The following is a 13,632-nucleotide window of genomic DNA, read 5'->3' as shown; positions in this document are numbered from 1 at the left end:
TATTATTGTAAAAGGCATAAAGTGCTATCCATTTTACATAGTTACTGTTAAGCAAATTTTCAAGAAAAATAAAACAAACATTGCTATTTTTATCTATTTGTTATATTATAAGTATAACAGATAGAACAAAAAAAGGAGTTTATATAGTGTGTTTATTGAACTAGATTTTGAATCCGAAGATCCCATTTACTTACAATTGATGAGACAAATTATTGAAGGAATTGCAAAGAAAGAGCTACTTCCAGGTGATGCTTTACCATCTGTTCGGTCACTAGCTGCTGATATCGGCATTAACTTACATACTGTTAATAAAGCCTACCAACAATTAAAACAGGAAGGGTTTTTACAAATTCATCGCCAGAAAGGAGTTATGATTCATCCAGACGGCATCCCAAAGGCGACAGAAGCTTGCAAAATGGCGTTAGAAAAGAATTTACGACCACTCATAGCTGAGAGCATTTGCCGTGATTTAAAGCAGGAAGAATTTTCGGAAATTTGCGAACGTATTTTCGATAACCTTATGAAAGGAGGCGACCAGCTATGAACACTTTTAGTTTAGCTATCACATTTATTCCACTAGCACTTTTTTTCATTTTCATACCTTATTTGACTAGGAAAACAGAAAGCTTTGGTGTGTCCATCCCTGAAGAAATATATGCAACCTCAGAAATGAAACAATTACGAAGAAAATACGCTTTACTTACAGTAGTTGTAAGCATCGTTGTGTTTGGAATTGTATTAGTTTCGCCCGAATCGATCATGGAAGATAAAAGAGGAGGCGTATTTCTCACCTTTCTCATTTTTGGCTATATGATCATTGAATTCTTTATTTATCTTTATTTTCACAGGATAATGAAGCAACGGAAAAAAGCCGCTACATGGTGGGACGATAAAACAGAAAAAGTAATGGTTCACACAAAGTTTCGTACGCAGCAACTAAAGTTCTCTAATAAATGGTTTATCATACCATTTCTAATTTTCCTAATCACCACCACACTAACATATATATGGTATGACCAATTTCCAGATCAATTGCCGACTAACTTTGATTTTCTTGGTGAAGCGACAAATTTTGTATCCAAATCTTATTTATCCGTATTCGCTTTACCGTTAACCCAGCTATTTCTAATAGGTTTATTCTTCGCAGTCAATATTCTCATTGGAAAGGTAAAGCAACAAATTAGTTCGGAAAATCCAGATAGATCTTTACAACAAAATGTCATTTTTCGGAGACGGTGGTCACTGTATATGATCGCTAGCAGTATATTGCTCACGATATGGCTCTCTGTAGCACAATTTATTTTGCTTCTCCCTAAAGGTAACCATGTATTTACTGTCACATCTGTCATTATTCATGGGCTTCTGTTAGTTGGCGTTATCTATTTAGCCTTTTCTACTGGTCAAGGTGGTAGTAGGGTAAAAATAGCGGATGAGGGAAACGATAAAATCATTGATCGTGACAATGACCGCTATTGGAAACTAGGCGTATTTTATGTTAATAAACAGGATCCGTCGATTTTTTTAGAAAAACGTTTTGGAATTGGTTGGGCGTTTAATTGGGCAAACCCTAAATCTTGGGGAATACTATTCGCATTTTCACTGCTTACGCTCAGTATTATTTTGCTAACTCGTTAAAGGAGAGATGGGTAATGGAAGATATCTTACATTCTATTAACTGGGCTATCGTAGCACCGATTATCATTATTCAACTTATATTAGTGATTGTTGCACTCATTGATTGGGCAAAAGTCAAAAATACAAATGGTCCTAAATGGTTATGGCTCATTATCATCATTTTTCTTAATATAATTGGTCCTATTTTATATTTTCTATTCGGAAGGAGACACCAATAAATGACGATTTTAACTATTTCTCATTTATCAAAGCAGTTTAACAACACATATGCGGTACAAGATTTGGCATACCAATTCACTCCACATCAATGTATTGCATTAATTGGTCCAAATGGTGCCGGAAAAACGACGACACTGCAAATGATTGCTGGTCTCTTACAACCTACGTCTGGGGAAATCATTTTTGACAAGCATAAAAGTATCGATAGGCGAACGCTTATTGGTTACTTACCACAGCATCCTGTATTTTATTCATGGATGACAGGAAGTGAATTTCTCGTCTATAGCGGACAGCTGGGTGGTCTAACCAAGACCGCATCACGTAAAAGAAGTGCGGAACTACTTGATATAACAGGGATTGCTGAAGCAAAAAACAAACGAATTGGCAATTATTCAGGTGGTATGAAGCAACGTCTCGGCATTGCCCAAGCCATTATCCATCAACCGAAGCTACTCATGCTCGACGAACCTGTATCATCCCTTGATCCGATCGGACGTAGAGAAGTGCTTACGTTACTGGATCAGCTAAAAACAGAAATGACCGTATTATTCTCCACCCATATTTTAAGTGATGCGGATGAAATTAGTGATGAATTAATTTTATTACGTAAGGGAGAAATGATTGAATCAGGAAAAATGAAGGACTTACGTCAAAAATATCAAACGACAAAAATAACGTTACAATTCTCGGAAAATCAAGCATTTTATCAAAAGAAAGTAGCAGCTCTTCATCATGTTAAAAGCACATTACTAGAAAAAGACACCGTACAAGTGATTGCTAATAATATAGAAACAGCAAGACAAGAAATATTGCAACAAGCCGTGGATGAAAAGTGGCCTTTATTGGCATTTAAACTTGAGCAAGCTACACTAGAAGAGATGTTTATGAAGGCGGTGAACAATATATGATGAAAGTACTTTTTAAAAAAGAAGTTTTGGAAAATTGGCGTAATAAAAAGTGGATATGGGTACCGCTCGTTTTTATTCTATTAGCTATTATGGACCCGATAACGAATTATTACCTTCCAGAAATATTAGAATCGGTTGGTGGTTTAGGAGATGGTGCAGTAATTGAGTTACCTACGTTTTCACCAGCTGATGCAATCATGATGAGTGTAAGCCAATATTCTACGTTAGGTGTTCTAGTTATTGTCCTCTTATCCATGGGTATCATTAGTGGTGAGCGAAAAAGCGGAGTTATAGAGCTTGTCCTTGTCAAACCTGTGTCATATACCAAATTTGTGCTTGCGAAGTGGCTTTCCCTCCTTTTACTCGTCTTCGCTGCTTTTATTATTGGTATGACGGCGAGCTGGTATTATACGAACATACTTTATGGGGAAATCACTTTCTCTATGTTGCTCGCTGTCATTTTTTACTACGGGCTATGGTTGCTGCTTGTTTGCACCGTTTCCATTTTCTTTAATACGGTAACACAATCACCTGGCATAGTCGCTTTTGCAACCATTGGGACAACAGCTGTTATCAGTCTTGTAACAAGCTTACTAGGAACCCGTTTAGCATGGAGTCCAACTAATTTATCCGTGTATATTCAAGAACTCCTTGTTACCGGCGACGTATCTTCTGAATTGATGTATACAACGATTATAAGTATCGTGCTCATTGCGCTTATACTACTAGCATCCTTCTATCGTTTTAACCGGACTTTTATTCGTCGAAACCAATAAAATAAATCGTTACCCTATCCATTTGCTTCAAACTAACAAAGCATGTGGATAGGGTAAGCTAAAGATTAAAGATTATTGGACTTTTATCGTTGTCATTCGACGGATGAGTAAGAAAGAACACAGGTAAAGCACTACGCTCACTGCAAACAATTGTATATAAAAAGTAAGACTCATATTCGCTATCATTTCTCGTACAAATGGAGCAAAGTCCCCTGTGGCAATTGTCATTAGTAAAACAAGTAAAATAAACCCTAACAAACCTCCACCGCCAATGAGCCCGTACTTATAGAATACAGAGCCAATAATATAGGATATTACAAAGAGAAAGGAAAAAATAGCAACATCTATGACCATACGGCTATACCAGTTATCGGTAAGAAAATGAACAGGGTGCAAAAACCTAAAAACATCAATGCCAACCCAATCGTTGAATATCCATATCGCTTCTCGTAAAAATTGAACAAATACGGCTTTGATCATTGCTAAACTAAGAAAAAATAGACCGATGGTACTCCATATTTGCTTCCGAGTAGCGCCAAGCTTAATAGAAAAAGGAATAATTTCTTTAATACAAATAAATCCCCAAACACTAAAGAACACATAGATAGGACCTGTTAAACTAAAAGTAAAAGGGCCTTCTTCTATTTGTGATAGCCAATAAGAAAAAGCGAGTGAAACAAGTAAAATAGTAAATAAAATGGTCCAAAAAATGATTAATGACCTACGTATTTCGACTAACAAAAAATAAATTATCCCTTTAACTGATTGCTTCATGGCGATCCTCTCTTTCTTTTTCTGTTAACTGTATCATTAAGTCTTGCGTTGAAATACTTTCGACTTCCAGCCCTTCTTCTTTTGCTTCTTGCCTATCTGCAAATACATAAGCTGTCATCGTACCCATAAATTCCTTCTTACTAATTAATTGTTTATTTTTTATAAACGTCTGTACTTGTTCTTGTCGTCCGGTTACAGAAATCGTTTGCTGGCGTAATGCTTCTGCGGATTTTTGCAATACCAATTTCCCTTGTTGTAATATAAGCACTTCTTCAAACATAAGACTCACTTCATCAATTAAGTGCGTGGAAAAAATAATCATTCGTTTTTCATTTTCATACTCTTGTAACATGACATCATAAAATTGTTTTCGCGCTGCAGCGTCCAACCCAATATAAGGCTCATCAAAGATCGTAATTGGCGTCTTGCTAGCTAATCCAACTGTTATACCGAGTGCGGATTCCATTCCTTTGGAGAGTGTCTTTACTTTTGCATTTGGATTCAAGTTATATGTTTTTAATAACTGTTTCGCTAACTGTTGATCAAACTTTGGATAGAAAAATGAATAAAGTCGAATTACCTCTATCACTTTCCACTCTTTTTTGAAGTTATTTCCTTCTTTAATCAAACAAACATTTTCCTGTACATGTCGATTATCAAAAGGTCTCTCTCCATTCACGAAAATATCGCCCTTTGTTGGCAAAATATTTCCCGCTAGCATATCCATAAACGTTGTTTTTCCAGCGCCATTTCTTCCTAACAATCCGTAAATTTTCGGTTCTTCTAAGGTGAAGGAAACATGGTTTAAAGCAAACTTGTTCTTATACTGCTTTGTCAACTGGCGAACTTCAATTTTCATTCTTCATCCAACCTTTCTACCATTTTTTCCAACTCTGATTGACTAATATGCAGTTTCTTTGCTTCACTTTTTAACGGTAATACATAATTTTTGTAAAAGGATTGCTTTCGCTTATCAATTAATAATTGCTTTGCATCATCCGTTACAAACATACCTACACCCCTTCGCTTATACAAAATGGACTCATCAACGAGTTCATTAATTCCTTTTGCAGCCGTTGCCGGATTTATCTTATAGTAACTGGCAAATTCATTTGTCGATGGTACTCGTTCGCCAGGATTTAAAGCACCAGTTATAATCGAATCTTCCAACTGCTCTTTAATTTGCAAGAAGATCGGTTTGCTTTCATCTAATTTAGGCTTCATCTCATCACCTTCATTGGTTAATTACTTATGTAACTAACCATATAACAAAACAGCTCACTCGTCAACCTTTTTTAGCATATGTATCAAGTTTTTCTCGACATATTTTCAGAGCGCTATTTATCAAACACTTTTGCTATTTTTTATACAATGATTGTTTTATAAACACACAAGCTATATGTTCGGGATAACTATGGAAAAGTTTATCTGGAATGTGACTCATTACATAAAATAAATACAAAAAAGCTTGCAGAATGCCATCTTGGCTTCTTGCAAGCTTTACAACTAATCTTCCCCTATTTTTTTATCATCACTTTTTGGTAGTCTACCCGCTTTTTTAATTGCTTCTCGTAACAGAAATTCTACATGACTATTTACACTGCGAAATTCATCTTTAGCCCAAACTTGCAATATCTCATACAACTTTGGGTCAATCCGTAACGGAAAGCTTTTCTTTTTTGCCATAAAACCCCTCTTTTTATTACTGGTATAGGGATCCTGTGTTTATAACAGGTTGCGTGCCTTGATCAGCAACAATGGATACGAGTAAATTATTGGCCATGGCCACACGACGCTCATCATCAAGTTCTACTGCGCCGTCTTGCTCTAATTGCGTAATGGCATCCTGCACCATCCCTACGGCTCCTTCCACAATTTGTTTTCTTGCTGCAATAATCGCACTTGCTTGTTGACGTTGGAGCATTGCTTGAGCGATTTCCGTAGAATAAGCTAAATGGGTTAACCGTGTTTCAATTACTTCTACACCTGCTACCTTCAAACGCTCTTGTAATTCAACACGCAGTTCATTCGATACCTCTTCCGCATTTCCACGAAGGGATAGTTCCGCGTCTGAAAAAGAATCATAAGGATATTTGGTAGCTACCGCACGAATTGCCGTCTCGCTTTGAATTTCTACAAATTGTTCATACTGATCCACATCAAATACGGCTTTTGCACTATCAATGACTTTGAAAACAATAACCGCAGCAATCTCAATTGGATTTCCGTTAACATCATTAACCTTTAAGCGATTACTATTAAAATTTCGCACACGAAGCGAAATCATTTTTCGAACAGAGAAAGGGACTGTTATCACAATTCCTTCCTTCCGAATACTTCCCATGTACTTCCCTAAAAACATGACAACTGCAGACTGGTTTGGCTGGATTAAAGTAATTCCACTTCCTAAAGTAACAGCTACGATGACACAAAGAATTCCAATAATAAATTGTTGTTCTAAAAAGCTAAATACCGTACCCGCCAACAAAAATGCAATAATTAAAACTCCCGCATACCCATTAAACGTCCAAGCTGGTTTCTCCTTCATGTGCCTGCACCTACCTATCATTTTTATATTATAATGATATCACTTTTGTATATTTTTGTAAATAATTAACTGGCATATAAAGCATCATAAGGTTCTTTTTCCGGCTCGACCATATAGGTTGTCCCATCTGTACGAATTACTAGATGCCCTAACGCTCCAGTTGAATATATGGAAGCTCCTACTTTATATAAATGATGAATCACTCTTTCAACTGGATGCCCATAACGGTTATTCTTGTGATACGTTAAAATAGCTATATTCGGCTGGATGGATTGCAAAAACGAGAGCGAGGAACTTGTTTTCGATCCATGATGTGCGACTTTCAATATTTCGACTGATGCATCGACTTTTTTTCGAATATCTTTTTCTTGTTTCATTTCTACATCCCCCATAAATAAAAAATCAACTTGTTTATACGATACTTGTAAAACGATAGAAGATTGATTATTCGTCCTAGATGGTTGATACGTATTGAGTACTTGAATATTTAATGATGGATCAAGCTCTATTTCTTCGTCCATTTTTGCAATTGATATAGGAATTTCCTGTTTTACAAGCTCCTGAATATATTTGGAATACCTTTTCGTTGTATGCAGCTTACCGGAATCTAACATCTTTTTTATTTCCAATTGCTTCATTACGGTGACGAGCCCGCCAATATGATCTATGTCTGGATGTGTCGCTACTACTAAATCTAATTTTTTTACACCTTGCTGCTTTAAGTAATTGACTACCTTTTTACCATATTTTGGCGGTCCGCCATCGATTAAAATATGTTTACTACTCGGGGTTCGAATATATATACTGTCACCTTGACCGACATTAATAAAATGAACTTGCATATCCTTTGCAGCATTATCACTATGTACAGATTGAAAAGGAATAAAAGTAATAAATATAGTGAGAATTATTATAGAAATATGCTGTCTTTTGTACATAAGAAACTGCACCCTTTGCATTTTGGAGTATACTGTTTATTCTCTTGCAAACAGGGCGTATTTATGAACGATACAAACAGTCATTTTTTGGATGTACTTATTGTTACCCTTAGACTAGTGTAAATTGAACGGTTGTTTTCCTTATAGACAAAAGTATGAAGTGGGTCTTCCATCATTGACTTACCTTATAAGATTTTTCACTAGAAAAACGAAGGCTTTCACCAACTCTTAATGGTTTTTCTTATACGATAAAATCTAAATTGCTTTCCTATAGTCCTAAAAAAAAGCTACTGAACACTTCTTCGTGCTCAGTAGCTTTTCATTATAATTTTTAAGCTTGTTTAACTACGATATTGTCGTTTATAACGTCGACTTGAACATGATTTACATTTTCATTTTCAAGTATTAAATCCGTTAACTGGTCTTCTACTTTGTCTTGAATCACTCTTCGTAGTGGACGCGCACCAAATCTTGCATCAAATCCTACATCAACAAGCTTTTCTTTTGCTTCGTCCGTAATAGTAATTGAAATATTGTTTTCTTCGATTGTATCATGTAGCTCTTGAAGCATTAAGTCAACAATTTCTAGTAGGTGTTCTTTTTCTAATTCATTGAAGCGAATAATCGCATCAAAACGGTTAAGAAATTCTGGTTTGAAATAGTCGCTTAGTCTTTCCAACGTGGAGACGGAATCGTGCTTATCTTTATTAAAGCCGACACTTATTGTTTTAAATCCAGTTCCCGCATTACTTGTCATAATAATGACAGTATCTTTAAAGCTCACTGTTCTGCCTTGAGAATCTGTTAAGTGACCATCCTCCATGATTTGTAAGAACATATTTTGTACATCTGGGTGCGCTTTTTCAATCTCATCTAATAAAACGATGGAATACGGATTACGACGCACTTTTTCAGTTAATTGTCCGGCTTCTTCATGTCCTACATAACCAGGAGGTGAACCAATAATTTTAGATACAGCATGTTTCTCCATGTATTCACTCATGTCAAGTCGAATAAGCGCATCTCTTGTACCAAACAATTCTTCAGCTAGCACTTTTGTTAATTCTGTTTTACCTACTCCAGTTGGTCCAACAAATAGGAACGAACCGATTGGGCGTTCTTTTGCTTTTAAACCAGCTCTACTACGACGAATTGCTTTAGCTACTTTATTAACTGCTTCTTGTTGTCCAATAACTTTTTCGCCTAGATGTTTAGCAAGATTTTTCATCTTTTCTTGTTCATCTGCTTGTAGTTTCGTTACTGGAATACCCGTTTTTTCTTCGACAATTAACTCAATGTCAGACACATCTACATCTATATCTTGCTCTTCACCTTTTGCTTTTTCCAACTGTTTTTGTAACTGAATTTCTTGATAACGTAAGTGTGCTGCTCGTTCATAATCTTCACGCTCAGCCGCAGCTTCTTTTTCTTTTTTTACTTCTTCTAAACGATGATAAATAGACTCAGAATCTTTAGATGAATTATTTAAATTTAGTCTAGAACCAACTTCATCCATTAAATCAATTGCTTTATCTGGTAAGTAGCGATCTTGGATATAGCGTTTAGACAAGTTTACACAAGCTACTATAACTTCATCAGAATAGCGTACCTCATGAAATTTTTCGTAACGATCTTTAATACCCTTTAATATTTGCACCGCTTCTTCCGGAGTTGGTTCTTCAACGATAATTGGTTGTAAACGACGTTCTAATGCTGCATCTTTTTCAATTTGACGATATTCTTTTAGTGTCGTTGCTCCAACTAGTTGAATCTCTCCTCTAGCAAGCGCTGGTTTTAAAATGTTGCCAGCATCCATTTGTGAGCTTTCTGCTGTTCCTGCACCAACTAGTAAATGAATTTCATCAACAAATAGAATCACATCTTGACGTTGTTGCAGCTCCTGAATTAATTGTTTCATTCGCTCCTCAAATTGTCCTCGTACACCAGTATTGGCAACAAGTGATGCTACATCAAGCAAATAAATCTCTTTATTCAATAATTTGGTTGGGACGTCACCTTCTACTATCTTTGAAGCTAAACCTTCTGCAATAGCTGTTTTACCCACGCCTGGTTCACCAATTAAAACAGGGTTGTTTTTATTTCTACGATTCAATGTTTCAATAACCCGTTTCACTTCATTATCTCGTCCGATTACTGGGTCAATCTTTCCACCCCTTGCTTCATCTGTTAGATTTTTACCTAACTGATCAAGTAGACCATTTCCTTGATTTCCTGTCTGTTGTCTTGTGCGTGTTCCCATTTTCGGTGAGCCATTTCCCGATTCTGCAAATGACCCATAAGCATTGCTAAACGGGGATTGAGAAAAAAAGTTATTATTACCATCCATCATTTGGCCTTGCATTTTACGGAAGCATTCATTGCATAAATGCATTTGCATATGTTGATCGTTTAATTGCATTGCTACATTAACTGTTGCTTCATTTTGTTTACAATTTTGACATAACATATGGAACTCCTCCTTTTAAAGTTTATCTATATACTCATCAATGTTTGACTTTGACTATCTTTGACCTTTCAATTAATATTATACTCTGACCTTCTTTGACTTTCAAGGGATTTGTATTATTTTTTTATTTTTTCTATAATACGAAGTTTTAAGCTTGTTTTTAATGGTTTTCGTATGACTTTGACTTTATTTGACCTTTTGACTATTATTATACTTTGACTTTGTTTGACTTTCAAGGTCTTTGCTCACGTATCATAACATCCACAAGATGTATGAATCCTCTATTAGAAAACTTGGCTATCATTCATTCTCTATGCAGATAAAACGCCGTCAGTTTGGTTTATACTATAAACTTATACTTTTCTATAGTCCAGAACAAAGGCGCAAGCCCCATTAGCAATAGCGAGTGGAGCGAATCAACTGAAGTTTTAGGAATTATGCCACTAAAACAGGGGTATGCCGACGTTGGGCGGCATACCCCTGTTTAGTCGACCTTCCTATTTAGCACGAACTGATGATGACTTATCTTAGGGCGATTCGTGAAGTCGCCTAGTTGCTGGGCGCTGGAGCCGAACGTGGCTATTCCGTTAAATCGGTATTTAAAGCAACAAATTTTATACTTTCTTATTACAAGAAAAAGAGGAGAATCATTTATTTGATCTCCTCACATTGATAGCTCTATTTATTTACCATCTTTTCTTTATTACGTAATTCTACTCTCCTCGTCTTACCAGATGTTGTTTTTGGTAAATCATCCATAAATTCAACTTTTCTTGGATACTTATAGGGCCCCGTTATCGTTTTTACATGATTTTGTAATTCTTCTATTAGCTGATCACTCGGTTGGAATCCTTCCCGAAGAACAATAAATGCTTTTACTACATTTCCTCTTATTTCATCAGGGCTTGCAACGACTGCACAGTCTTGTACGGCTGCATGCCTTATAAGCGCATCTTCCACTTCAAAAGGACCAATCGTATAGCCAGAGCTAATAATAATATCATCACTTCTTCCTTCAAACCAGAAAAAGCCATCCTCGTCCTTATAGGCACGATCCCCCGTTATATAATACAAACCTCGTTTAGCCATACTGGTACGCTCTGTATCCTTATAATATTCAGAAAATAAAGCTGGGCTATCTAATCTCACTGCAATATCTCCGACTTCATTTGGACCTAGTGGATCACCATTTTCATCAATTACCTCTACATTATTACCTGGAGTAGGCTTTCCCATTGATCCCGGCCTCACCTGCATATCCTTTGTAAACCCGAGCAATAATGTGTTCTCCGTTTGTCCATATCCATCTCGTACAGTAATATTAAAATGATGCCTAAATATGTCTATTACTTCAACGTTTAGTGGCTCCCCTGCTGATACAGCGCTATGTAGGGACATTAGATTATAGTGTGGAAGGCTATCGACTTTCGCCATCATACGATATTCTGTCGGCGTGCTGCATATTATGTTTATTTGATAATCATCTATTAATTGTAAATGTTTTTCAGCGTTAAATTTTCCGGTGTAAAAAAAACCTGTTGCACCTGTTCCAAGAACGGATAAAAACGGGCTCCACACCCATTTTTGCCAACCAGGCCCTGCTGTCGCCCATACACGATCTCCATCTTGGATAGCAAGCCAATTATATGCAGCTGCATTTAAGTGAGCGTACCCCCAAGCATGGCTATGGACAACCCCTTTTGGATTCCCAGTTGTACCTGATGTGTATGGTAAAAAAGCGGTATCTTCTCTATTCGTATCAACAATTTCTAATTGCTCACTAACTTGTTTCTTTTCTTCATCCAAAAATACCCATCCATCTACCGCTTCACCAATAACAAATTTATGTAACTGATCATATTCACGTATTCCTTCGAACTGGTTTGCGAAACGATACAAACTAACGACACCACTTATTTCTCCGTGTGATACACGGTATTGCAAATCTTTCGTTTTTAACATTTCGGAACTAGGAATAATAATGATTCCTGTTTTCAATGCAGCCAGATATACTTCATAGGCTTCAAAAGAGCGATTGACCATAATTAAAATTTTGTCACCTTTTTTTAAGCCAGCTTTTAAGAAAACGTTACCAATTTGGTTAGCTCGCTTTACTAGCTCCTTATATGTAAGCTGATCGGTTTCTCCAAATTCATTCTCCTTTATCAGTGCTAGTTTATTCTTGCTGTTGGCGTGACGCTCTATCTCCATGGCAATATTATAAGCTTTTGGCGGAATAAGTGCTTCCCTTTTCAAAATATCAACTCCTCATTTAAATACTTTTTCTAATCATATCAAATATTAGGAAAATTTTAAATAAAAATGTACACGTGACTTTAGTTTCAAAATGATTGGCAAGCAAAAACTTTCATTTTGCTTGCCAATTGCTATATCTCCCCGTAATTTACACCTGCACCTTCCATTGTTACAAGCATAATGGTTTCCAACAATGGAAGAGGACCTTCAACTTCCTTCTGTTGAAAGCCCCCTCTTACTGCACTGTAAGGGAAAACTACAAGCCGTATATAGCTTCAGGAAGTTTATTTCTTAACACCAGATCATCAAGGCTTTTAAATGAGTAGCCCTGTTTTTGTAACGCACGAATCATTTTTTCAAGTGCTTTTGCATTATCGGAGGAAACAGTGTGTAATAAAATGATCGCACCTGGATGAATTTGCTCTTTTACTTGATCAAATGCATATTTCCACCCTTTTTGCTTATCTGTCTCCCAATCTTTAAAGGCAAGCGACCAAAAGATGTGAATATATCCCAATTCATTCGCCCATTCTAATGTATCTTTATTAAACATTCCTCTTGGCGGACGTAAGTATTTCATATCTTTTTGATCGGAAATTGCTGCAACTGCTTCCTCCAATGATTCTAATTCTTCTTGTATATTTTTTTTATTCATAATCGTAAAATCAGGATGATGATACGAGTGGTTACCGACAATATGCCCTTCTTTTACCATACGTTTTACTAATTCAGGTTCTTCTTTTACGTAGTGCCCTGTAACAAAAAAAGTTGCTGGAACTTGGTGCTTTTTTAATACATCTAAGATATCAGCTGTATAACCTTGTTCGTAGCCATTATCAAATGTTACGTATACATTTTTTTCTCCAGATGGATCTGCATAATACGCATTGTATTTTTCAAGCAGGCTTGCATATTTTCCAATATCAGGGATTTTATGCACTTCGTTTTTACTGTACCCCCATCCATAGCCAGATGCTAAAGATGAAAGTGGTGTATATAAGGTAGCCAATATAACTAAAACTGCACATATAGAAAATCTTTTTCTCATGGATAATCACCTTTTTTGATCTTACTATGCACATTTTCAGCCTATTTATTCTTATGTATTATC

At 36.2% G+C, this 13,632-nt stretch carries 14 protein-coding genes; 5 read left to right on the top strand and 9 right to left on the bottom strand.

Features of this window, described 5'->3' with window-relative positions; genetic code table 11:
* Positions 1–148 precede the first annotated feature (148 nt).
* From B2C77_RS05595 to B2C77_RS05575, 5 genes are read left to right on the top strand one after another with little or no spacing between them, the layout of a single operon-like run.
* A complete protein-coding gene (locus B2C77_RS05595) occupies positions 149–544 on the top strand; it encodes a GntR family transcriptional regulator (protein ID WP_077702757.1) in 396 nt (131 codons plus the stop codon).
* A complete protein-coding gene (locus B2C77_RS05590) occupies positions 541–1,635 on the top strand; it encodes a DUF1648 domain-containing protein (protein WP_077702756.1) in 1,095 nt (364 codons plus the stop codon). Before B2C77_RS05595 ends, B2C77_RS05590 begins: the two co-directional genes overlap by 4 nt.
* Before the next feature lie 14 nt (positions 1,636–1,649).
* Positions 1,650–1,853 carry a PLDc N-terminal domain-containing protein gene (locus tag B2C77_RS05585; RefSeq protein ID WP_077702755.1) on the top strand — a complete coding sequence of 68 codons (204 nt, stop codon included), beginning with the start codon at positions 1,650–1,652 and terminating at the stop codon, positions 1,851–1,853.
* Positions 1,854–2,762, top strand: coding sequence for an ABC transporter ATP-binding protein (locus tag B2C77_RS05580; protein WP_077702754.1), 909 nt, complete (start codon positions 1,854–1,856; stop codon positions 2,760–2,762).
* Entirely contained in the window at positions 2,759–3,538 is a 780-nt protein-coding gene (locus B2C77_RS05575; protein WP_077702753.1) for an ABC transporter permease, read from the top strand. Before B2C77_RS05580 ends, B2C77_RS05575 begins: the two co-directional genes overlap by 4 nt.
* A gap of 72 nt (positions 3,539–3,610) precedes the next feature.
* Here the strand turns inward: B2C77_RS05575 and B2C77_RS05570 are convergent, their stop codons facing one another.
* The 9 genes from B2C77_RS05570 to pdaA all read right to left on the bottom strand — a co-directional run bounded on the left by B2C77_RS05570 (position 3,611) and on the right by pdaA (position 13,569).
* On the bottom strand, positions 3,611–4,312 hold the full coding sequence (locus tag B2C77_RS05570; protein ID WP_077702752.1) for a hypothetical protein: 702 nt from the start codon (positions 4,310–4,312) through the stop codon (positions 3,611–3,613).
* Positions 4,296–5,171, bottom strand: coding sequence for an ABC transporter ATP-binding protein (locus B2C77_RS05565; RefSeq protein ID WP_077702751.1), 876 nt, complete (start codon positions 5,169–5,171; stop codon positions 4,296–4,298). The genes B2C77_RS05570 and B2C77_RS05565 overlap by 17 nt, the downstream gene beginning before the upstream one ends.
* Positions 5,168–5,536 (bottom strand): GntR family transcriptional regulator, encoded by a 369-nt coding sequence (locus B2C77_RS05560; RefSeq protein WP_077702750.1) that lies wholly within the window; start codon positions 5,534–5,536, stop codon positions 5,168–5,170. The genes B2C77_RS05565 and B2C77_RS05560 overlap by 4 nt, the downstream gene beginning before the upstream one ends.
* A gap of 282 nt (positions 5,537–5,818) precedes the next feature.
* Complete coding sequence (locus B2C77_RS05555) at positions 5,819–5,998, bottom strand: type II toxin-antitoxin system antitoxin (protein ID WP_077702749.1); 180 nt, start codon at positions 5,996–5,998, stop codon at positions 5,819–5,821.
* Between the two features lie 16 nt (positions 5,999–6,014).
* A complete protein-coding gene (locus tag B2C77_RS05550; RefSeq protein WP_077702748.1) occupies positions 6,015–6,860 on the bottom strand; it encodes an SPFH domain-containing protein in 846 nt (281 codons plus the stop codon).
* Positions 6,861–6,925: 65 nt separating this feature from the next.
* Positions 6,926–7,798 carry a ComEC/Rec2 family competence protein gene (locus B2C77_RS05545; protein WP_077702747.1) on the bottom strand — a complete coding sequence of 291 codons (873 nt, stop codon included), beginning with the start codon at positions 7,796–7,798 and terminating at the stop codon, positions 6,926–6,928.
* 331 nt (positions 7,799–8,129) lie between these two features.
* Entirely contained in the window at positions 8,130–10,265 is a 2,136-nt protein-coding gene (locus tag B2C77_RS05540; RefSeq protein WP_077702746.1) for an ATP-dependent Clp protease ATP-binding subunit, read from the bottom strand.
* Between the two features lie 678 nt (positions 10,266–10,943).
* Positions 10,944–12,521, bottom strand: a complete 1,578-nt coding sequence (mbcS, locus tag B2C77_RS05535) for an acyl-CoA synthetase MbcS (RefSeq protein WP_077702745.1) — start codon at positions 12,519–12,521, stop codon at positions 10,944–10,946.
* Positions 12,522–12,777: 256 nt separating this feature from the next.
* Positions 12,778–13,569 carry a delta-lactam-biosynthetic de-N-acetylase gene (gene pdaA, locus B2C77_RS05530; protein WP_077702744.1) on the bottom strand — a complete coding sequence of 264 codons (792 nt, stop codon included), beginning with the start codon at positions 13,567–13,569 and terminating at the stop codon, positions 12,778–12,780.
* Between the last annotated feature and the right edge of the window lie 63 nt (positions 13,570–13,632).

It is taken from the genome of Virgibacillus dokdonensis, from assembly GCF_900166595.1.
Classification (GTDB): domain Bacteria; phylum Bacillota; class Bacilli; order Bacillales; family Amphibacillaceae; genus Virgibacillus; species Virgibacillus dokdonensis.
The sequence above is the reverse complement of the archived record's forward strand: the minus strand, read 5'-3'. Positions and strand labels throughout refer to the sequence as shown.